Annotated in this window: 17 protein-coding genes; 7 read left to right on the plus strand and 10 right to left on the minus strand. The window is 58.9% G+C overall.

The annotated features are described in order from the left end of the window. Nucleotides 1-86: 86 nt before the first annotated feature. Complete coding sequence (locus V6R85_RS13430) at nt 87-4,847, minus strand: NAD-glutamate dehydrogenase (RefSeq protein ID WP_111834617.1); 4,761 nt, start codon at nt 4,845-4,847, stop codon at nt 87-89. A 541-nt stretch (nt 4,848-5,388) separates the two neighbouring features. Here V6R85_RS13430 and V6R85_RS13435 point away from each other — a divergent pair. After that, complete coding sequence (locus V6R85_RS13435) at nt 5,389-5,958, plus strand: CarD family transcriptional regulator (RefSeq protein WP_003505223.1); 570 nt, start codon at nt 5,389-5,391, stop codon at nt 5,956-5,958. Nucleotides 5,959-6,030: 72 nt separating this feature from the next. Here the strand turns inward: V6R85_RS13435 and V6R85_RS13440 are convergent, their stop codons facing one another. Continuing rightward, a complete protein-coding gene (locus V6R85_RS13440; protein WP_031233964.1) occupies nt 6,031-6,534 on the minus strand; it encodes a L,D-transpeptidase family protein in 504 nt (167 codons plus the stop codon). Nucleotides 6,535-6,820: 286 nt separating this feature from the next. Here V6R85_RS13440 and V6R85_RS13445 point away from each other — a divergent pair, with 286 nt between their 5' ends. Together V6R85_RS13445 and V6R85_RS13450 are read left to right on the plus strand one after the other, a co-directional pair. Continuing rightward, nucleotides 6,821-7,504: a response regulator transcription factor gene (locus V6R85_RS13445; RefSeq protein WP_003505216.1), complete on the plus strand. Its 684-nt coding sequence runs from the start codon at nt 6,821-6,823 to the stop codon at nt 7,502-7,504. Between the two features lie 151 nt (nt 7,505-7,655). Continuing rightward, nucleotides 7,656-8,111 carry a cyclic nucleotide-binding domain-containing protein gene (locus V6R85_RS13450; RefSeq protein WP_031233965.1) on the plus strand — a complete coding sequence of 152 codons (456 nt, stop codon included), beginning with the start codon at nt 7,656-7,658 and terminating at the stop codon, nt 8,109-8,111. Between the two features lie 21 nt (nt 8,112-8,132). Here V6R85_RS13450 and V6R85_RS13455 read toward each other — a convergent pair whose 3' ends face one another. From V6R85_RS13455 to tesB, 6 genes are all read right to left on the minus strand, one after another. Further along, entirely contained in the window at nt 8,133-8,936 is an 804-nt protein-coding gene (locus V6R85_RS13455; RefSeq protein WP_003505210.1) for an exodeoxyribonuclease III, read from the minus strand. A gap of 160 nt (nt 8,937-9,096) precedes the next feature. Further along, entirely contained in the window at nt 9,097-9,822 is a 726-nt protein-coding gene (locus V6R85_RS13460; protein WP_161974148.1) for an outer membrane lipoprotein carrier protein LolA, read from the minus strand. Between the two features lie 50 nt (nt 9,823-9,872). Further along, complete coding sequence (locus V6R85_RS13465) at nt 9,873-12,539, minus strand: FtsK/SpoIIIE family DNA translocase (protein ID WP_162695548.1); 2,667 nt, start codon at nt 12,537-12,539, stop codon at nt 9,873-9,875. A gap of 216 nt (nt 12,540-12,755) precedes the next feature. Continuing rightward, nucleotides 12,756-14,102, minus strand: a complete 1,347-nt coding sequence (locus tag V6R85_RS13470) for an ammonium transporter (RefSeq protein WP_020810586.1) — start codon at nt 14,100-14,102, stop codon at nt 12,756-12,758. A gap of 29 nt (nt 14,103-14,131) precedes the next feature. Further along, a complete protein-coding gene (locus V6R85_RS13475) occupies nt 14,132-14,482 on the minus strand; it encodes a P-II family nitrogen regulator (RefSeq protein WP_004444057.1) in 351 nt (116 codons plus the stop codon). Nucleotides 14,483-14,694: 212 nt separating this feature from the next. Next, nucleotides 14,695-15,579 (minus strand): acyl-CoA thioesterase II, encoded by an 885-nt coding sequence (tesB, locus tag V6R85_RS13480; RefSeq protein WP_003505201.1) that lies wholly within the window; start codon nt 15,577-15,579, stop codon nt 14,695-14,697. Between tesB and V6R85_RS13485 the strand changes: the two genes are divergently transcribed. Further along, nucleotides 15,555-16,880, plus strand: coding sequence for a ubiquinone biosynthesis hydroxylase (locus V6R85_RS13485; protein WP_423753527.1), 1,326 nt, complete (start codon nt 15,555-15,557; stop codon nt 16,878-16,880). The genes tesB and V6R85_RS13485 overlap by 25 nt on opposite strands. A gap of 112 nt (nt 16,881-16,992) precedes the next feature. On the opposite strand, the gene V6R85_RS13490 is transcribed toward V6R85_RS13485, so the two are convergent. Further along, entirely contained in the window at nt 16,993-17,340 is a 348-nt protein-coding gene (locus V6R85_RS13490) for a hypothetical protein (RefSeq protein WP_020811742.1), read from the minus strand. On the opposite strand from V6R85_RS13490, the gene V6R85_RS13495 reads away from it, so the two are divergent. The 3 genes from V6R85_RS13495 (at nt 17,339) to fdxA (ending at nt 21,337) form a co-directional block, all read left to right on the plus strand. Beyond that, on the plus strand, nt 17,339-20,419 hold the full coding sequence (locus tag V6R85_RS13495; RefSeq protein WP_003505197.1) for a helicase-related protein: 3,081 nt from the start codon (nt 17,339-17,341) through the stop codon (nt 20,417-20,419). The genes V6R85_RS13490 and V6R85_RS13495 overlap by 2 nt on opposite strands. Nucleotides 20,420-20,423: 4 nt before the next feature. Then, nucleotides 20,424-20,840, plus strand: a complete 417-nt coding sequence (locus tag V6R85_RS13500) for an RNA-binding S4 domain-containing protein (RefSeq protein ID WP_003505195.1) — start codon at nt 20,424-20,426, stop codon at nt 20,838-20,840. A gap of 158 nt (nt 20,841-20,998) precedes the next feature. Next, nucleotides 20,999-21,337: a ferredoxin FdxA gene (gene fdxA / locus V6R85_RS13505; RefSeq protein ID WP_003505193.1), complete on the plus strand. Its 339-nt coding sequence runs from the start codon at nt 20,999-21,001 to the stop codon at nt 21,335-21,337. Nucleotides 21,338-21,408: 71 nt separating this feature from the next. Here the strand turns inward: fdxA and holA are convergent, their stop codons facing one another. Continuing rightward, complete coding sequence (holA, locus tag V6R85_RS13510) at nt 21,409-22,446, minus strand: DNA polymerase III subunit delta (protein WP_111834619.1); 1,038 nt, start codon at nt 22,444-22,446, stop codon at nt 21,409-21,411.

Raw genomic sequence — 22,446 nt, forward strand, 5'->3', positions numbered from 1 at the left:
GAAATAAAATGCGCGATGCGGGTGCATCCGACTTGTCTGACACCATCCGGGGCAGTGACCCGGATGGCATTTTTCTAGGCTGCCGATCAGCGTGCCTGAACGATATCGCCAAGCAGCCCCGCCGCGACCGTCAGACGGGCAAGGTTGGTATCGCCGCTGTCGCTGAGTGCGCCGAGTTCAGAGACGATACGGTTGACGCGCACGCGGTCTGCCGCATACCAGGCCTGAACCGGATCCTTTTCCTTGGCATATTCCGTCAGCGCGGAGATGACGATCCGTCGTCTCGACGAGGAGATCTGATCCTGGCTGCGCAGGAGAGCCAGACTCTCGTAATGATCCGCCGGCGTGATGCGCTGGCTGGCATCCAGCAGACGCGCGACACGGAAAGTCGAGGAGACGGTGGCATAGCTTTCGGCGGCGCGGGCGAGCGTCGTGCCCGCACTTTCGGCGATGCGCATGATTTCAGGCACATAGATCAGCAGCGAAAGCGTATCGAGTTCCTCCAGAAGAGCTGGGGGAACGCCGTCGATTTCCGTGACGCCAAGCTCCCGGCGATATTTCGCTGCCGCTGGCGACAGCGTCTTGATCGCGGTTTTCAGGCGCTCGATCTCGGTCGCCATGTCGCCCGTCGCCGCGCCCGCACTCCCGGTTTGCAGGTAAAGTCTGCTCGCATCCGAGAAGATACGCGTGATCGTCGCATAAAGCCCGTTCTGGACTTCACCTCCGATCTTGCCGTCAAGCGCGTCGACTTCGCTCCAAAGACGTTTGAGACCAAAACCGTCCTCGACGATCACCGCCGCCTTGACGACATCAGCGGCCAGAAGACCGCTCGCATCGGCAAGTTTCTGTACGAAGCCCGGGCCACCGCGATTAACCACGGCATTGGCGAGTGCGGTCGCGACGATTTCGCGGTGCAGACGATGCGCCTTGATATCGTCGGCATAGTTCTTCTGCATCTTGGCCGGGAAATAATCGACCAGCAGATGCTGGAGATAGGGCTCGTCCGGAAGCGGGCTTGCCACCAATGCGTCGAACAGGGTCAGCTTGGCATAAGACAGAAGCACGCCGATTTCCGGCCGGGTCAGCGGTTTGCCGGAGGCATATCTTTCGCTGAGTTCGGCATTGTTCGGCAGGGTTTCCACCTTGCGGTTCAGCTGTCCGGTTGCCTCCAATGCGCTCATCAGGCGGCCGAGCTCTTCCCGGTTGGCGAGCCCCAGCCGCTCCGTCAACGAGATCGCCAGGGATTGCAGGTAGTTGTTGCGCAGCACGAGCTGCGCCACTTCCGGCGTCATGGAAGCGAGAAGCTGGTTGCGTTTCGGCATCGTCAGGCGACCACTATTAACGGCGGAGGCCAGTGCGATCTTGATGTTGACCTCGACGTCGGAGGAATTCACGCCCGCCGAATTGTCGATCGCGTCGGAATTGCAACGCCCGCCCGAGAGCGAATAGGCGATGCGGCCCTTCTGGGTGATGCCCAGATTGGCGCCTTCGCCGATGACCTTCGCACGCAACTCCGTTGCGTTGACGCGGATGGGGTCATTCGCCCTGTCGCCCACCTCGGCATTGGTTTCCACCGCCGCCTTGATGTAGGTGCCGATGCCACCGAACCACAGAAGATCGGTCGGCGCCTTCAGGATGGCGGTCATGATCTCGAAGGGCGTGGCGACGGATTTGTCGATGCCAATGGCAGCCACGGCTTCTGGCGTCAGCGTCACCGATTTTTCGGAGCGCGAAATGATCATCGCGCCGCCGGAGAGCGTTGAACGGTCGTAATCCTGCCAGCTGGAACGGGGCAGTTCGAAAAGCCGCTTGCGCTCGGCAAAGGACTTGTCGGTATCGGGGTCCGGGTCGATGAAGATGTCGCGGTGATCGAAGGCCGCAATCAGCCTGATCTTTTCCGACAGCAGCATGCCGTTGCCGAAAACGTCGCCGGACATGTCGCCCACGCCTGCCACGGTGAAGGGCGTGGTCTGTATGTCGGTGCCCATTTCACGGAAATGGCGTTTTACGGTTTCCCAGGCGCCACGCGCGGTGATGCCCATCTTCTTGTGGTCGTAACCGGCCGAGCCACCCGATGCGAAGGCATCGTCCAGCCAGAAGCCGGCGTCGTGGGCAAGGCCATTCGCCGTATCGGAGAAGGTTGCTGTTCCCTTGTCGGCGGCGACAACGAAATAGGGATCGTCGCCATCGAGCCGCAGCGTATCGGCCGGCGGCACGATAGCGTCATCAACGATATTGTCGGTGATGGACAGCAGGGTGCGGATATAGGTCTTGTAGGCTTCGCGGCCGGCATTAAAGACCTCATCGCGGGAGCCGCCGGCGGGCAGGCTCTTCGGGAAGAAGCCGCCCTTGGCGCCAACAGGAACGATCACCGCATTCTTGACCTGCTGCGCCTTGACGAGACCGAGCACTTCCGTGCGGTAATCCTGGCCGCGATCCGACCAGCGCAGACCACCACGTGCGACCTTGCCGAAGCGCAGATGCACACCTTCGACCTCGGTTCCATAAACGAAGATTTCGCGGAAGGGGCGCGGGTCGGGCAGGCCATCAAGATGTTTGGGATCGAACTTGAACGCCAGAATGTCACGCGGCGTGCCATCGGCGTTTTTCTGGAAGTAGTTGGTGCGCAGCGTCGCGTCGATGGCGTTGACGTAACGTCGGAGGGTGCGGTCCTCATCGAGATTGGGAACGCCGCTCAATGCCGCTTCGATTGCCTTGTGTATCTCGGCGAGTTTCTTCACCCGCTTCTTTTCCTCAACAGACGGATCGAAGCCGGCCTTGAACAGCGCGAAAATATTCCGCGAAATGTCAGGATATTTATAGAGCGTTTCGGAAATATGCTCCTGTGAATAAACGATGCCGGTCTGGCGCAGATAACGGGCATAGGCGCGCAGGACGGAAACTTCGCGCACTGTCAAACCGCTGGTGAGGATCAGGCGGTTGAAGTTGTCGTTATCGACCTTGCCGGAGAAGGCGGCAAGGAAGGCTTCTTCGAGCTTCGGTCCGTAATGCGGCAGATCGAGCGTCGTGCCGGCTGCGACAGAGAGTTCCATATCGTGCAGAACGATATCGCGCTTCTCGCCATCTGAAACCACACCGATGTCGAAGGTGCGCTCACTGATGACGTTGAAGCCGAGATTTTCGAGCAGCGGTACGCGGCGCGAAAGCGGCAGGTGACCGTCGCGGTGGAAGATTTTCAAGGACAGCGTGTCGGCCGACTGGCCTTCCTGCTGGTAAAATTCGATGCGGACCGGCTCACCCTTCGCGGCACCCAGAATATCGGGCATGTCGCCGATCGCCTCTTCCGGCGTGAAGGCCTCCTGATACGCCTGATCCACCTCCAGCACCGGCGCACCGGGCTCCGACAGCGCAATGAAGTGGTCTATCCAGCGCGCTGCAATATCGCTGACGGCATCTTCGAGCTTGTCCTGGGCAATGCGTGGGGTTTTGCCTTCCGTGCGCCCGACGATGAAGTGCACGCGGGCGACGGCGCCTTCGGGGAAGGCGGGATAATAGGCGGAAATATGCCCGTCATAGACCCTGCTCAGATAATCGCCGATCTTCTCACGCACATAGGAATTATATTCCTCACGCGGAACGAAGATGATGGCCGAAACGAAGCGGTCGAAACGGTCGATACGCGCAAGCACGCGCACGCGTGGCCGGTCGCTCAGTTCCATGATCTGCTCGACGAAGCGGATCAGAAGATCCGTTTCGATCTGGAAGAGATCGTCGCGCGGGTAGGCTTCCAGCGTGTTCTGCAGGATGCGGCCGGAGTGGCTGTTCGGATCGAAGCCGAAATGCCGTTCGACTTCCGCGACCTTGGCGCGCAGCAAGGGTATCTGTTTGACCGAGCGCGTGTAGGCGGTGGCGGTGAAGAGGCCGACGATGCGCAATTCGCCGATGACATTGCCGTCCTCGTCGAAGCGTTTGATGCCGATATAATCCATATAGGCGCGGCGGTGCACGATGGATTTCACATTGGCCTTGGTGACGATGAGGAAATCCGGGCCGTCGAGGAAGGCAAGGATTTCCGGGGTCGTCGTCACGGCGTTCTTGCCGAGACGCAGCACGCGCACATCCGGATCGCTGAGACTGCCGAGGCCGACGCCGTCACCGCGTTCGATCTTCGCGTTCTTTCCCTTGCCGGAATAGGTATAGTCACGCATGCCGAGGAAGGTGAAATTGTCATTGCGAAGCCAGTTGAGGAATTCGACCGCTTCCGTTCGCTCCGTCTTGCGCCGCGATGAGCCGCGCTTGGACAATTCGTCCAGCGCCTCGTCGAGTTTCGCCAGCATGGGCCGCCAGTCGCGATAGGCTGACTGGACCTGCGTCAGTACGAAGCGCAGCTTCTCTTCCAGCGCTGCGGCGGCCTGCTGCGTGAGCGGCGCGATATGCAGCTGGATGAGGCTGATATTTTCAGCGGGATCATCCTCCGGTTCCGCAAGACGATAGCCTGCCTGCGCGCTTTCGTCGCGCACCAGTATCGGGTGCACGGCGAGATAAAGGCCGCGATAGCTGCTGGTGACCTCGCCCATGACGGAATCATAAAGGAAAGGCATATTGCGGCCGATAATGGTCAGAACCGTTACCGGAATGTCCCGCGGTGAAACGCCCTCCACCTGGGAGATGCCGATGTACGGAACCTCTCCCGTCCAGTGCGAAAGTGCCTGGAAACTGTGGGCCGCGCTCGCCGCCAGCATCTCTGCGGAATAATATTCTATATCGTCCGCACTTGCCCTTCCATAAAGAATACCTGGATCAAGAAATTGGACATTTTCGGCAATTGCCTGCTGGCGCGCTTTTTCGATCTGTTTTTCGCGTTTTGGATTGTTTCTATAGCCCATTTGACGTGGATTCCTCCAAAAATCACACTTTAATATAAAAAAGCATCGCCAATTTGCGGATTTTGCCTTTTCAGTCGAATCGGATATTGGCGTGGAATTACGAAGAGTTTAAGAGGCTTTCGTGTTTCTGCAGTTTGGAAACGAAATTTTTTTGCTCCTTTTGCCATGAGGCCTGTCACGAAGCATTTTGACAGTATTTCTGCGGCTAATTTTTAGGCGGTTCTTTGGCCGCCATGTGATGTTGCGGCCACGGTCGAAGCAAATTATTGATTTGCGCCTATTTTTGTGGTACACCAACGACACTGATCCACAGCGTGGCATTTGTGTGCCCAAAAACACCACGAAAGCAACACCTCTTTTGCACGCGGTTTCCGTGACATATCGAGCGTTTACGTTATCGAACCCCGCAAGACGGGAAGGTGTGTTTTTGCGTGCACGGCTGGACCAGTGCGGAGTCACCTGACGGTTCCCCCGTCTCATCAGGGCCTGACCGACCCAACCCCGGCATCCCCGGGTATGTAACAGGGAGTTTTTAGAACGAATGACGACCCAGCAGAAGAAATCTCCAGCACATCACGGTTTCAAGACCGGTGAAGCGATTGTGTATCCCGCTCATGGTGTCGGTACCATTTCTGCAATCGAGGAACAAGAAGTTGCCGGCATGAAGCTTGAGCTTTTTGTCATCGATTTCGAAAAAGACAAGATGCGTCTTAAAGTTCCCGTCGCAAAAGCCGTCAGCATCGGCATGCGCAAGCTTTCCGAAGGCGATTTTGTCGAGCGGGCGCTGAAAGTGGTGCAGGGCAAGGCGCGTGTGAAGCGTACCATGTGGTCGCGCCGCGCGCAGGAATATGATGCGAAGATCAATTCCGGCGATCTCATCGCAATTGCGGAAGTTGTGCGCGATCTCTACCGTGCGGAAAACCAGCCGGAGCAGTCCTATTCCGAGCGTCAGCTTTATGAGGCTGCGCTCGATCGCATGGCGCGCGAAATCGCCGCCGTCAACAAGATGTCGGAAACCGAGGCTGTTCGCCTGGTGGAAGTCAACCTTGCCAAGGGCCCCAAGCGTGGCAAGACCGTTGAAGAGGACGATTCTCAGGACGAAGCCGCTTAATATCAGGCTTTTTCCTTCTAAAAAAACCCGCCTTAATGGCGGGTTTTTTGTTGGCTGCTTGCAGGCTCAACGTCACAGGATGCGGATCTTTGTGTCCTTGCGCAGATACGGTAGAATGCGGCGCATGTCTCGGGGGTGCAGGGCGACGCAGCCTGCGGTCGGCTCATATCCCGGTCGGATCAGATGCATGAAGATCGCCGAGCCCCGGTTGCGGCTTCTCGCGGTGATGTTCCAGTCAAGCACCAGGCAGACGTCGTAGAGGCCGTCCTTGCGCATCATTTCTTCATGGCTCAGGGCGAAGGGCGCCTTGACCAGCCTGTTATAATTGGCGTTGCGTGGCTCGTCGCACCATAACATGGACTTCCGTGTTCGCTGCATCGGCAACGCCGTGGCGATGCCGGGAAGGCGGTCGCCGCGATAGAACCCGTGCAGGAGGCGCGTGGTGGAAATGGGGGATTTTCCGTCTCCCTCGCGTTTCAGTGCGGTGCGGCCATTTCGACCGATCGCGGCTGGAAAAGTGAGGTGTCCGAGCTGGACGATGGCGCGGCTGATTTTCGAAGGGGCTGGCCGAACCATGAGCGTCGATGCGCGTTTACGTTGTCTTGCGGGCTGTATGCTCATGTTTTTCACGAGATTTTGCTTTGCAGGTTATTTAACGTGAAGTCATAGCACTTCGTTATATCAAGGCAATGGGTTGACCTTTTATCGGCAAACCGCTGAATTGGCTGATAATTGGAGCGCCAGGCGTCTTTTCGGACGCCCAAGGGACGCTCTAACTCTTTTAAACTACGCATCGTGCTTCTCGAAAATCGAACCTGATTTTTGGGCTGGTGCGCTAAAGTAAGAAAGGCTGAGAATCCGAATGACGGCTCGCACTATCCTTCTGGTGGACGATGACGACGATCTTCGGGAGACGCTGACCGAGCAATTGTCTCCCTATGAGGAATTCTCGCTTTTGAGCGGCGCAAACGCCGCACAGGCGATGCAGACCGCCAAGACCGCTCAGGTCGATCTTTTGATCATGGATGTCGGCCTTCCGGACATGGACGGCCGTGAGGCGGTGAAGCTGTTGCGCAAGGGCGGCTTCAAGGCGCCGATCATCATGCTGACTGGGCACGACACTGATTCCGATACTATCCTTGGGTTGGAAGCTGGTGCCAACGACTATGTGACGAAACCTTTCCGTTTCGCCGTGCTTCTGGCGCGTATCCGGGCGCAGCTGCGCCAATACGAGCAGAGTGAAGATGCGGTTTTCACTGTCGGCCCCTATCAGTTCAAACCCAGCCAGAAGCTGTTGACGACGGAGGATGGCAAGAAAATCCGGCTGACGGAAAAGGAAGCGGCGATCATCCGTTATCTCTACCGCGCCGGCAGCACCGTCGTGACACGCGACGTCCTGCTCGAAGAGGTCTGGGGTTACAATTCCGGGGTGACGACACACACGCTCGAAACGCATGTCTATCGTCTGCGCCAGAAGATTGAACGCGACCCGTCCAACGCTGAAATTCTGGTCACCGAGAACGGCGGATACAAGATCGTTCCCTGAGCAGGGACCTTGTTGCGCCTTTCATATGTCGTCGTTGAAGCTCACGCCGCGCGTCCGAAAAGGCGCGCGGCGTTCTAACACCTTGTATTTTGAGGACTGATATTGGAAAACCGCTATAGTGATGCAGGCGTTTTCCGGAGTAACGATCGACATGGCCTTGACGGACGATATCATGCTGCTGGGGCAAGTGCCGTTGTTTGCAGGGTTCAGCGATGACCAGCTGCGGCTCATCGCCTTCGGTGCGGAACGCCGCCGTGTATCTGCCGGGCAGACATTGTTCCGGGAGCACTCACCGGCCGAATGCGCCTTTGCGGTGACATCGGGCCATTTCGAGCTTTTCACGGCCGGGCGGGATGGCAAGCCCGTGCTGCAGGCGACGCCCGGAAAAGGGGCGCTGCTTTCGGAGCTGGCGCTTTTCACGCTTTGCGAAAGAAAGTTCACTGCGGTCGCGGCTGAGGATTCCGAAGTCATTCGGATAACGCGCATCCTCTTTCACCGGCTAGTGGAGGAGTTTCCGGAAGTGGCCGATATCGTATCGGCGCGTATTCGCGACAATATCGCGTCTTTGGCGGCGGGTGCGGCCCGGTTGCAGAACCGCTTCGTCTGACGTCAAGTCAAACGCGCCGGCTCAAAACCGGAACTGGGCGGTGACCGGAACGTGGTCCGATGGCCGGTTCCAGCCACGGGCCTCGCGCAATATGTCGATTTTTTCAAGCGAGGGGCCGAGATCCTGCGAAGACCAGATATGGTCAAGACGGCGGCCGCGATCAGCCGCCTCCCAATCCTTGGCGCGGTAGCTCCACCAAGTATAGATCTTTTCAGTCTCAGGCACGTTCAGACGCATCAGATCAAGCCAGTTGCCCTGCTTCATGATGTCAAGCATCCCCTCGGTTTCAACAGGCGTGTGGCTGACGATCTTCAGAAGCTGCTTGTGGGACCAGACGTCATTTTCGAGCGGTGCGATGTTGAGATCGCCGACGAGAATGGACGAGGTGCCGGGCACGCCATCGGCACGCAGCGCCTTCATTTCCTCGATGAAATCGAGCTTGTGGCCGAATTTCGGATTGATTGAGCGATCCGGCTCGTCACCGCCCGCCGGCACATAAAAATTATGCAGCCGCACACGGCGCGATCCAACCTGGAAAATCGCGGAAATGTGCCGCGCGTCACCGATTCCGCAATAGTCCTGTCGATGATCTTCGGTCAGCGGAATCTTCGAGGCGATGGCGACGCCGTGATAGCCCTTCTGGCCATGGATGATGACGTGCTCATAACCCAGCGCCTTCAGCGGCTTCATCGGAAACTCGCCATTCGGGCATTTCGTTTCCTGCAGGCAGAGAATGTCGGGCTTGTAACGCACCAGAAACTGCTCAACGATCGGCATTCTGAGCCTGACCGAGTTGATGTTCCAGGTGGTTATCGAAAACGACATGCATGTGCTCCGCTTTTATTGCCGCGAACCGCATGGCCCGTGACATGTTTCCGGGGCGCAGGCTTATAACATCGCGATGAAAACGGGAATTTATTTTAGCGCTAAAATGAAAAAGGCGACCGCAGGGCCGCCTTTCAAAAGTTTCCGTGGGCTTGATGCCTCAGCCGCCTTTACGGACTTCCTCATAATTGATGCTGAAGACGCGTTCATCAAGGTTTACGCCGGTCTGGACGTTGAAGATCATGACGGTCGTGTCCTTGTTCTGGGCGTCGGTCGTCGTCCATTGCCTCAGGTCGAAGGTCTTCGGATCGAACATCAGGGTAATGGTGGAATCGCCGAAGACGCTCTTGTCGCCCAGCACGATTGTGGTCAGATCCGATTCTTCCTTCACGTTCCGGACCTTCTGGTTGCCGAGATCGATCTTGTCGGACAGAAGCAGGCTGAGCGGCGTTTTGGAGAGCGGATAAAGATCCCATGTCTTCAGCTTCATATTGCCAATGACGACGTTCCTGCCGTCGGCAATGACGCGCATGGGCGATGGGTCCTCGTAATTGAAACGAAGCTTGCCGGGCCGTTCGATGTAAAACTTGCCGCCGGTCTGCTCACCACGCGGGCCGAACTGGACGAATTCCCCCATCATGGTTTTGACCGACGAGAAGTGATTGGCGATTTTCTGTGCGGTCGCGCTATTGCCGGCCGCCTGGGCAAAGGCGTCAAGCGGCGATAGGCCGGCGATCACCGCGGCCATGGAAAATGCCGTCAGCACGCCACGTCGCGTCACGCCGTTTTGCGTTGCGTTTGCGGTGGCCGTTTCGCCGGTGGTGAGGTCGTTCATTCTATTCTCCTTCATCGCAGCGATTGTCCGCATAAAAGGCGGCGGCTTCATGACGTTGAAAGCGTGGAATAACGCTTCTCCGCCCCGCTTGGTTGCGGACGTTACCGCTCGATGATGTCTGCTTCCGTTGGCACGAGGATTTCGCGTTTTCCGGCGTGATTGGCGGGACCGATGATGCCTTCCTGCTCCATGCGTTCGATCAGCGAGGCGGCGCGGTTGTAACCGATGCCGAGACGCCGTTGCACATAGGAGGTGGAGGCTTTGCCATCGCGAAGCACGACGGCCACGGCCTGATCGTAGGGGTCTTCGGAATCGGAGAAGTTGCCTGCGCCGGCCGGGCCGCCGGCATTGCCTTCCTCGTCGTCTTCCTCGGTAATCGCTTCCAGATATTCCGGCGACCCTTGTGTCTTCAGATAGGCGACGATTTCTTCGACTTCATTGTCGGAAACGAAGGGGCCGTGCACGCGCTGGATGCGCCCGCCGCCCGCCATATAGAGCATGTCACCCATGCCGAGCAGCTGTTCGGCGCCCTGTTCTCCAAGGATGGTGCGGCTGTCGATCTTCGACGTCACCTGGAAGGAGATGCGGGTTGGGAAGTTTGCCTTGATCGTACCGGTGATGACATCGACGGACGGACGCTGGGTGGCCATGATGACGTGGATGCCGGCGGCACGCGCCATCTGCGCCAGGCGCTGCACCGCGCCTTCGATGTCCTTGCCGGCAACCATCATCAGGTCTGCCATCTCGTCGATGATGACGACGATATAAGGCAGTGGCTTCAGGTCGAACTCTTCCGTTTCGTAGATCGCCTCACCAGTCTGGCGGTCGAAGCCGGTCTGGACCGTGCGGGTAAGGATTTCACCCTTGTCGAGCGCCTGCTGCACGCGGCTGTTGAAGCCGTCAATATTGCGCACGCCGATCTTCGACATTTTCTTGTAGCGCTCTTCCATCTCGCGCACCGTCCACTTCAAAGCCACCACGGCCTTTTTGGGATCGGTAACGACCGGAGAAAGCAGATGCGGAATGCCGTCATAGATCGACAGTTCGAGCATTTTCGGATCGATCATGATCAGGCGGCACTGCTCCGGTGACATGCGGTAGAGCAGTGACAGGATCATGGTGTTGATGGCAACCGACTTGCCCGAGCCGGTGGTGCCGGCGACCAGCAGATGAGGCATCTTGGCAAGATCGGCGATGACGGGTTCACCGCCGATGGTCTTGCCGAGCGCCATGGCGAGCTTCGCCTTGCTGTTTTCGAAATCGCGGCTGCCGATCAGTTCGCGCAGGAACACGGTTTCGCGCGTCTGGTTCGGCAGTTCTATGCCGATGGCGTTGCGACCGGGAACGACGGCGACACGGGCGGCAATCGCGCTCATGGAGCGGGCGATGTCATCAGCAAGACCGATGACGCGCGAGGATTTGATGCCGGGCGCCGGTTCCAGTTCGTAAAGCGTGACGACCGGGCCGGGGCGGACATGGATGATTTCGCCCTTGACCCCGAAATCCTCGAGAACGCCTTCCAGAAGGCGGGCGTTCTGTTCCAGCACTTCCTCGCTCAGCATATTGTCGCGAACGACATTCTTCGGTTCTGCCAGAAGATGGACGGTTGGCAGCTGGAAACCGTCTGCGGCGATGAAGGAGGCCTGCGCCTCCCTTGCCACGCGCTCGCTGGGCTTCGGTCGTGCGGAAGGTGCTGTTATTCTGGGCTGTCCGCGTCCCGGCACCTGTCTGGCGGTGAATTTCTGGTCGGCCTCGTCGTCGGAGAGAATGCCGTCCGGCAGACGGCGTTCGTCCGCGTCGAAGGGCGGTTCGTTATCCATGTCCTCGTCATGATCGAGCGCGATGGATGGAGGTGACATCTGGCGACGCGATGCGGCGCGTTCTTCGAAAGACGGCTCTGCGCGCTGGTCGAGGCGGTTGATTGCGGTCTTGAGGCGAGAAGGTTCGTTCAGCGTGCCGAACTCATATTCGTTGAAGTCATAGGGATGTTCGAACTCATCGTGCAGGGACTTCGACTTCAGGCCGAACAGGCGGCGCAAGCGCGCCTGGGTGATGTACCAATAATGCGTAAGCGCGCCGAAGGCGAGCATATTGGCGAAGAAGCCTTCGCCGTCGTCTTCGTCATCCTCTTCGACTTCACGGGCTGCGCGGGCCTTGCTGGTGGTGACCGGAGCGGCTTCTTCCCGCTCCAGTTCATCGTCCAGGCCGCCCACAATACCGGCGGCAAACAGCATCAGCCAGGCAGCCGGTGCCGCGAATATGACACCCAGTACCGTGGCGATCGTGCCGGTGGGGTAAGCGCCGATAAAAAGGGCGGGAAAACGCAGGATCATGTCACCGATGACACCGCCGATGCCGTTCGGAAGCGGCCAGGTGACGGGGGCAGGAAAACAGCCGAGCGAGGCGGCGCAGACAATGGCGCCAGCGATCCAGGCCACGAGGCGGACGGGTATGCGGTGGAATTTACGATTGGCGATCAGCGCGATCGCCCAGGCGATGACCGGGAGAAGCGAGATGATTGCGGAAAGCCCGAGGAACTGCATCACGATATCGGCGAAAATCGCACCACCGTAACCCAGAAGATTGGTAGGCTGGTTTCCTGTCGCATAGGAGAGGCTCGGATCCGCCACATTCCATGTGGCGAGTGCGGCAATGCCCAGCGCGATCGTGGCCAGCATAGCGAAACCGGCCAGAGCCATGATCTGACGCACGAAAAACGCCGTCAGCACGAAGCGTGTGTGACGACCATCGAATGTCGGAGAATGCATTCTGCCCATGTCCCTGAACCCGTCGCTTTTCTTGGTTTCGGCAAGATTCGGCTGGTGACCAAATCCCGGATTGACAGGGAAAACTAACCGCTTGCTGGTTAATGTCGTATTAACCATGCGGTTTTTTGAGCGTTCACGGATTTGCGTCAAAGAAAAAGGCCCGCCGAAGCGGGCCTTCTTTTGGAAGAGGGGATGGAGAACCCCTCTTCCGTGATATCAGGAGTGGTAGGCGGCTTCGCCGTGGGTCGCGAGGTCGAGACCTTCGCGTTCGGCTTCGACCGGAACCCTGAGACCAACGATCACGTCGACGATCTTGTAGAGGATCGCCGAGACGATGGCGCACCAGACGATGGTGATGGCGACGGCGACGAACTGCGTCCAGACCTGCGAGGCGATGGAGAAATCGGCCTTGCCCGTGCCGCCAAGCAGCGGAGACGTGAAGATGCCGGTGCCGAGGGCGCCGATGATGCCGCCGATGCCGTGGACACCGAAGACGTCAGCTGTGTCGTCGTAGCCGAACTTGTTCTTCACAACCGAGACGAAGAAGTAGCAGATCGGCGAGACGATGAGGCCGAGAACGATAGCGCCCATGGGTCCGACGGAACCGGCCGCAGGCGTTACGGCGACGAGGCCGGCGATCATGCCCGAAGCTGCGCCCAGCATGGAAGCCTTGCCGCGGGTGAAGCTTTCAACCAGCGACCAGGAAACGATGGCTGCTGCAGTGGCGAGGAAGGTGTTCATGGTTGCAAGAACCGCACCGCCAGATGCTTCGAGGTTGGAGCCGGCGTTGAAGCCGAACCAGCCGAACCACAGCATGGCTGCGCCAACCAGCGTCAGCGTCATGGAGTGCGGGGCCATCATGTCCTTGCCGAAGCCGGTACGCTTGCCAACCATGATCGCGCCGATCAGGCCCGCTACACCGGCATTGATGTGAACGACCGTGCCGCCGGCGAAGTCGAGAGCGCCCATGCCGAAGATCAGGCCGTTCGCATCCCAGACCATGTGAGCGATCGGGAAGTAAACGAAGGTGGCCCACAGGATGGTGAAGAGAATGACGGCGGAGAACTTCACGCGTTCTGCGAAGGCACCGATGATCAGCGCCGGGGTGATGGCCGCAAAGGTCATCTGGAAGGCGATGAAGGTGTATTCGTAGATCACGACGCCCTGGGAGAAGGTTGCCGAGGTGCTGTCAAGCGAAACGCCCGACAGGAACAGCTTGCCGAAACCGCCGAAATAGGGGCCGGTGCCGCCGCCAAAGGCAAAAGAATAGCCGTAGATGACCCAGATGAGCATCATGACCGCGGTGATGACGGTGCACTGCATGAGAACGGAGAGCATGTTCTTCGTGCGGACGAGGCCGCCGTAAAACAGCGCCAGACCCGGAAGGATCATGAACAGCACGAGGATCGTCGCGACATACATGAATGCGGTGTCGGCTTTTTCAGGAACGGGCGCTGCGGCTGCTGCCGGCGCGGCATCCTGGGCAAAGGCGATGGCCGGCGCCATCAGGGCCGCCGCTGCGGCGCCCAGCTTGCCGAGCGTGGAAAATTTGTTGAGTTGCATAGTTAGAAAACTCCCCTGTCAGCCGTGCTTCAAAGCGCTTCTGTGTTGGTTTCGCCGGTACGGATGCGCACGGCCTGTTCGATAGAGTAGACGAAGATCTTGCCGTCACCGATCTGCCCGGTCTTTGCCGCAGACGCGATCGCCTCGACGGCCTTGTCGACGACGTCGGATGGAACTGCGATCTCGATCTTCAGCTTGGGAAGGAAGCTCACCGCATATTCCGTGCCGCGATAAATCTCGGTATGCCCCTTCTGGCGTCCGTAACCCTTTACCTCGGTCACGGTCAGGCCCTGGATGCCGACGCCGGTGAGCGCTTCGCGCACTTCATCCAGCTTGAACGGCTTGATAATGGCCATCACAATTTTCATCTGGTTTCCCATCCTTTGTTTTGTCCTCGGCACGGAGCCGACTCTCCTGCCGCTGGCAGATCAGTAACAGCGACTGAGGACATACATTCAAAGGGCGTGCCAGTTTTGAGTGTGTATCTAACGTATTGAAATATAAAACTTATATGAAAGGCGTCTGAAAAAGGGGCATTTGTCGCCAAAATTTGCGTCTATTAAATGTGCGATTTTCAGAAAAAGCACATTATTTAATCATTTGCCCTTTTGCGGATCAAACCCTCCTGCGCCACGGAAGCGACCAGTTCACCCTGTCTGGTGAAAATATTGCCACGGGTCAAACCACGAGCGCCGGAAGCGCTGGGGCTATCCTGTGTGTAAAGCAGCCAGTCGTCCAGACGGCAGGGGCGGTGGAACCACATGGCGTGATCGAGGCTCGCCACCTGAATGGAGGGATCGAAGATCGTTGTTCCATGGGCGTAGAGCGAGGTGTCGAGCAGGGTCATATCTGAGAGATAAGCGAGAATGGCCGACTGCAGACGCGGATCATCCGGCACGTCGCCGACGGCGCGGACCCAGATATCCTGCTGCGGTTCCAGCTTTTCTTTCGAGATATAGTGGGTCAGCGAAACCGGCCTTATCTCGATCGGCCGCTTGTTGCTCCAGTATTTGCGAATTGAAGCGGGCGCCTTGGCGAGGAAGGCCGCCTGCATCTGCTCTTCGCTCATCAGCTTTTCGGGCGGCGTCACATCAGGCATCTTGATCTGATGGTCGAAACCATCCTCGAAAATCTGAAACGAAGCAGACATGGAAAAAATCGCTTTGCCATGCTGAATGGCGACGACACGGCGGGTGCAGAAACTCGCGCCATCGCGGATGCGCTCTACCTGGTATACGATGGGCACCAGCGGATCGCCCGGGCGCATGAAATAGGCATGCAGCGAGTGCACGAAACGGTCGTCATCCACGGTCCTTTGGGCGGCAATCAGGGCCTGCGCGATGACCTGACCGCCGAAAACCCGCTGCCAGCCGATTTGCGGGCTTTCGCCCCGGAACAGGTTCTCCTCCAGCTTCTCGAGATCGAGCGTGGCGATGAGATTGGCCATCGGGTCTGACGTTTGCGAGGGATGCGACATTTTTTCGGCCTGCTCCGGCTGTAGGAAGACGTCACATGGTCTATAGTGCGCCGATGATGCGTGCACAAGATTTGAGGAGAAGCGTGATGCTGGACGTAGTGGTGGCAGGCGGCGGATATGTCGGTCTTTCCGTTGCTGTTGCAATCAAGCAGGCGGCCCGGCATCTTAATGTGCAGGTGGTCGAGGCCGCTCCCGAGGATGTCTGGGTAAAGGACGTCCGTGCGTCCGCCATCATCGCGGCGGCCACCCGGATGCTCGATGTTTTCGGCATCTGGAGCGAGATTGAGCCGGAAGCCCAGCCGATCCACAAGATGATCGTCACCGATTCGAAGACCGCCGATCCGGTGCGTCCCGTGTTCCTGACGTTCGACGGTGCCGTAGAAGAGGGCAGGCCGTTTGCCCATATGGTTCCGAACGTCGCTCTGGTGGGGGCGTTGCGGGGCCTGTGCGAACGCCTTGGCATAGAAATCCGCCACGGTCTCAGTGTTTCCGATTTCGCCGCGGGGCCGCAGTCGACGGCCATCAGCCTTTCCGACGGGTCAATGCTCGAATCGCGATTGCTGATTGCCTGTGACGGGGTTCGCTCGGCACTCAGGGACATGGCTGGCATCAAGACCGTGCACTGGGCTTATGATCAGTCCGGTATCGTGACGACCGTTGAGCATGAGCGGCCGCATGAGGGTTGTGCGGAGGAGCATTTTCTGCCATCGGGCCCCTTCGCCATCCTGCCCTTGAAGGGAAACCGGTCTTCGCTCGTCTGGACCGAACGCACGGCCGATGCCGACAGGCTGGTGGCCTCCGACGATCTGGTGTTTGAAGAAGAGCTGGAGCGCCGGTTCGGTCACAAGCTCGGTCCTCTGCGTCCCGTCGGTCCCCGCCGCGCCTTCCCGCTGGGGCTGACGCTGGCGCGCTCCTTCGTCGCGCCACGGTTTGCGCTTGCGGGTGACGCGGCGCATGGCATTCACCCGATTTCCGGGCAGGGTCTCAATCTTGGCTTCAAGGATGTGGCGGCGCTCGCGGAAACGGTGGTCGAGGCCGACCGTCTGGGCCTCGATATTGGCTCTCTCAATGTTCTGGAGCGTTACCAGTCCTGGCGGCGTTTCGATACGTTGCGGATGGGCGTGACGACCGATGTGCTGAACCGGCTTTTCTCCAATGATATTGGTCCTATCCGTGTCATGCGTGATTTCGGTCTCGGCGTCGTGGATCGTTTGCCGGGTCTGAAATCCTATTTCATCGGTCAGGCCGCCGGCACGACGGATGCGAATGCGCCGCGTCTGCTTGTCGGCGAGGCGCTTTGATCCAGCCCTTCGCATATATTTCGGATCGGCTTTTCCGGGATTGCCGCTTGACAGCCTATCCCGGTATTTTCTGCCCCGACGCCCTTCCGTAAAGATGAATCCGGCCAAGGACTTATCCGGATTCATAATCTGGTATGGGCCGCGCGCTCGCCAACCAGATATTGCGGAGAACAAAAGCTGAATCATGCGGAGTCAGCGATTCGTATTCGATTCGTTCGCAGACTGTTCCGTAGCCGAATCGATTCGATTTTCGCCGGATTCTTTTTGTTTCTTCAACTTGCTGAATCTGCACGGAAAATTCCGTGGATCGGTCGCCTTGCGCCACTTTGCGGGCAAGGCCTATTGCCTTTGTCAGCGGGCGTTGCCATGTGTGGTGCGTGCGGCCCGCATCAGCAATGGTGAGCGGCACGGCAAGCAGATGAAGTCGATTCGCGGATAGTACGTTGAATTTTCGCCCCATGATCCTGAGCGGCCGCGGTGTCACGGCCGTTCTCGGCCCCACCAATACCGGCAAGACCCATTACGCGATCGAGCGGATGGTCGCGCATGGCAGCGGTGTCATCGGCCTACCGCTGCGTCTTCTGGCGCGGGAGGTCTATACCCGCCTCGTTGAAAAGGTTGGGGCGCCGAATGTGGCGCTGATTACCGGCGAAGAAAAGATTTCACCTCCCAAAGCCAAATATTCCGTCTGCACGGTTGAAGCCATGCCGCGCGAGACGACGGCCGCCTTCGTCGCGATCGACGAGGTGCAGCTGGCGGGTGATCTCGAGCGCGGGCATATCTTCACCGACCGGGTGCTGCATCTGCGCGGGCGGGAGGAAACGCTGCTGCTCGGCGCGGGCACGATGCGCCCTATCCTCGAAAAGCTGCTGCCCGGAATTACCGTGGTGGAACGTCCGCGCCTGTCGCAGCTTTTTTATGCGGGTCAGAAGAAGATAACCCGTCTGCCACAGCGCACGGCGATCGTCGCTTTTTCCGCCGATGAGGTCTATGCCATTGCCGAACTGGTGCGCCGCCAGCGCGGTGGCGCAGCCGTGGTGCTGGGTGCGCTTTCGCCACGCACGCGCAATGCGCAGGTGGGTCTCTACCAGTCCGGCGATGTCGAATATCTTGTCGCGACGGACGCCATCGGCATGGGTCTCAACCTCGATGTCGATCATGTCGCCTTCGCACAGGACCGCAAATTCGACGGTTATCAGTTCCGCAATCTCAATCCCGGCGAGATCGGCCAGATTGCCGGCCGCGCCGGTCGCCACCTTCGCGACGGTACATTCGGTGTGACGGGGCGTGTCGATCCGTTCGATGACGAATTGGTGGAGCGGATCGAAACCCATCAGTTCGACGCGGTGAAGGTGCTGCAATGGCGGACGAAAAATTTCGATTTTTCCTCCATCGCCAATCTGCGCCTGAGCCTCGACGCCGCACCGGCGATCCAGGGACTTTCGCGCGCTCTGCCGGCAATTGACCAGCAGGCGCTGGAATATCTGTCGCGTTATCCTGAGATCATTGATGTGACGACCACCGATTCGCGGGTGGAAAAGCTCTGGGAGGCCTGCGCGCTGCCCGATTATCGCCGCATCGCCCCCGCACAGCATGCCGACCTGATCTCCACGCTCTATTTCGACCTCGTCAAACGGGGGGCGGTGAATGAGGATTTCATGGCCGAGCAGGTGCGCCGCGCCGACCGGACGGATGGAGAGATCGATACCTTGTCTGCGAGGATTGCGCAGATCAGAACATGGACTTATGTATCGAACCGCCCAGGATGGCTTGCCGATCCGACACACTGGCAAGAAAAGACTCGGGAAATCGAGGATCGATTGTCCGATGCGCTACATGAAAGGTTGACGAAACGCTTTGTTGATCGCAGGACATCTGTGCTCATGAGGCGCCTGAGAGAGAATGCGATGCTTGAAGCTGAAATCAGTGTAAATGGTGATGTCTTTGTAGAAGGACATCACGTCGGCCAGTTGGCCGGGTTCCGGTTCACGCCGGTGCCGGGAATGGAAGGGCCGGATCAGAAGGCCGTGCAGGCTGCGGCGCAGAAGGCGCTCGCGCTCGAATACGAGGCGCGTGCTGCGCGTCTGCATGCCAGTGGAAATGGCGATCTCGCTTTGAGCTCCGATGGTCTGGTTCGCTGGTTGGGCGAGCCGGTAGCCCGCCTTTCGGCCGGCGACAACATCATGAAGCCGCGGGTGATCCTGCTTGCCGACGAGCAGTTGAGCGGCAATGCCCGTGATCACGCGCTGGCGCGCGTCGAGCGTTTCGTCAATCATCAGATTGCGACCGTGCTGAAGCCGCTGGACGATATTTCCCGCGCCGAAGACCTTCAGGGTCTGGCGAAGGGCCTGGCGTTCCAGCTGGTCGAAAATCTTGGCGTGCTGTTCCGCCGCGACGTTGCCGAAGACGTGAAGTCTCTCGACCAGGACGCGCGCGCCTCCATGCGCCGTTACGGCGTGCGTTTCGGCGCCTACCATGTTTTCCTGCCCGCGCTTCTCAAGCCCGCTCCGGCGGAGCTCGTCACGCTGCTCTGGGCTTTGAAGAATGATGGCCTTGGCAAGCCGGGTTACGGCGATCTCATTCCGGTGCTTGCCGCCGGCCGTACATCGGTCGTCACCGATGCCAGCTTCGAGCGCATGTTCTATAAGCTCGCCGGTTTCCGTTTCCTCGGAAAGCGCGCCGTGCGTATCGACATTCTCGAGCGTCTGGCTGATCTCATCCGTCCGCTCCTGCAATGGAAGCCCGGCCAGCAGCCGCGTCCGGAAGGCGCCTATGACGGTCGCCGTTTCACGACCACGACAGCCATGCTTTCCATTCTCGGCGCGACGCTCGACGACATGGAAGAAATTCTGAAGGGTCTCGGTTACCGCGCCGACCAGGTGACGGCGGAAGAGGCGCAGGCCTTCCTCGCCAGTCACGCCGGTGCCTCTGCCCCGGTTGCTGCAGAAGCGGCGACGGCAGAAGAGGAAAGCATCGAGACCGAGGAGCACGAGCCGGCTTCCGAAGAGCAGGTGTCCGAAACGGCGACTGTTGCGGAAGGCGAAGCTGCCGAGGCGCCGGTTGCGGAAGCTGCCAGCGAAGAGGCTGCTGCAGCCGAGGCTGCGTCGGAAAACGCCGAGGCCGCCGAGCCCAAGCCTGTCCTTCTGTGGCGTCCGGGTGGTCGCAACGAAAATCAGCGTGGCGAAAACCGTCGTCCCGGCAATCGCGGTCAAGGCCGTGGTGAGGGAGCCCGCGAACAGGGTGAGCGTCGCGGTGAAGGCCGTCCCGGCAATCGTGACGGTGCAAACCGCGAAGCTGCCAATCGCAGTGGCGACGGCGAGCGCAAGCGTGATGGCGGACGTCCCGACCGTGGCAACAACCGCAACAATGATCGTCATGATCGCGGGGAGCGCAAGGACCGGCCGGAACGCAATGACCGTGGCGGAAAGCCGCAGGGGCAGCAGCGCTTCGAAGCCAAGCCGCCGCGCAAGGAGAAGCCGCTCGATCCGGATTCACCTTTCGCAAAGCTCGCTGCTCTCAAGGAGCAGCTGAAGAAGTAAGCCTATGGGAAGCAGCGAACAGCCACTGGAAAGCACGCGACAGCGTCTGGACAAGTGGCTGTTCTTTGCCCGTATGGCCAAGTCCCGTTCGCTTGCCCAAGGCTACATTCAGTCGGGCCACGTCAAGGTCAACGGGGTTACCATCCGCCAGCCCAGCCATGCGGTGAAGGCGGGTGACAGGCTCGATATCGGTTTCGAGCGCATGGACAAGTTGCTCGTCGTCAAGTCCGGCGGAACACGGCGTGGGCCCTATGAGGAAGCCAGACTTCTCTATGACGACCAGACACCGCCACGGGAACCTTCCGACAGGCTGACGCCTCTCGAGCAGGCGTTGCGCCAGCCGGGCAGCGGGCGTCCGACTAAAAAAGAGCGCAGGGCGCTCGACAGGTTTCTGTCTGATAGCGACGGAAGCAAAGATTAGAATAAACCTCCAAGTCGCACCCGTTTTTCAGAATTGTTTATCCTTGCTATCTGTAGTCAAAGGCATTACGTCACTTGCGAAATTGCCCTGTCTGAATTCCGGGCGACGGCTTGTGTTCCGAAGCCCAAAGACCCGGCCTGCATATTCTGGAGTTCATCATGACATATGTCGTGACCGACAATTGCATCCGCTGCAAATATACCGATTGCGTTGAGGTCTGCCCCGTCGACTGCTTTTACGAGGGTGAAAATTTCCTCGCGATCAATCCCGATGAATGCATCGATTGTGGTGTGTGCGAACCGGAATGTCCCGCCGAGGCTATTAAGCCCGATACGGAGCCGGGTCTCGACAAGTGGCTGAAGCTCAATGCCGAATATGCGGCAATCTGGCCGAACATCACAATCAAGCGCGACCCGATGGCGGAAGCCAAGGAAATGGACGGAGTTGAAGGCAAGCTGGAGCTTTATTTCTCTGCCGAGCCCGGTAAGGGCGACTGACCTCGGATTTACGAAGGTCCTGTACAAATATTTGAAAAGCCCTCGTTGCACCCAGCACGAGGGCTTTTTGTTTATCCGCCGCGGCCGGATTGGAGCGTGGTGGAGAGCAATGTCAGAAGGGCCACGCTTTCCTCCAGGCTTTGCCGCTGGCGGCTTTGCAGGATGGCGGCCTGCAGACGGTTCATCTCGCGGGCAATCGCCGCTGGCTGCCACGTTCGCAGCGCTCTTTCGATGACGGGTTTTCTGCGGAAGTGGATGTGGCGTCCAAGCGTCTGCATGACCTGGCCGGCCTGCAGTTTTTTCTCATCCATTTCGGCCCGCATCTGGTCGAGCAGCTGGAATTGCTTGAGGCATCCCTGGAGCACAAGGAAGATCGGCGTCTTCGAAGAGACGATCTTCTGCGTCGCATGGAAAAAGGCGTTTCTGTCGCCTTTCAGGATGGCGTCAACGGCATCGTCGGCGGAGACCGTGCTGGCATCGCCGATAATGGAGAGAACGTCGTCTTCTTCGACCACGTCCGCGCCACGGCAATAGAGCGCGAGCTTACGGATTTCATTGCGCGAAGCGATACGGTCGCCGCCGAGCGATTCTATCAGCCTCTGCCGCGCAGCAGGCGCGATGCGGAGATTGTCTGCGGATAGTTCCTGATCGATCAGTGCATTCAGCGAGCGGGCATCGTCGGCATAACAGGGGATCGCGGCGATGGAGCGCGCAGGCTCCGCGATCTTGCGCAGTCCGGTACCTTTTTTGACATCGCCCGCTTCGATGATCAGGAAGCTCGCTTCCGGCGGCGTTTCCGCCAGAATCTGGAGGGCATCCACCAGCGCCTTTTCGGCTGAGGCACCTTTGACCCAGACGAGTTTTTCACCGCCGAAAAGACCGATGGCGTTCACTTCATCGAGCAGGCGGCCAGGGTCGCCCTGCAGATCGGATGCGGTCAGCTTTAGCGATGCGAAAGCGTCGTCGGGATCGATACCGGTCTTTTTGGCGATGAGGGTCGCCCGTTCCGACACGAGGCCGCGATCCGGGCCGTAGAGCACGAAAATGCGAAAGCGCTCCGCCGGATTTTCGGCGAAGCGCTCGAATTCATGGGACTTTATCTCCGTCAC

This window comes from Agrobacterium sp. CCNWLW32, assembly GCF_037083425.1.
GTDB classification, from domain to species: domain Bacteria; phylum Pseudomonadota; class Alphaproteobacteria; order Rhizobiales; family Rhizobiaceae; genus Agrobacterium; species Agrobacterium radiobacter.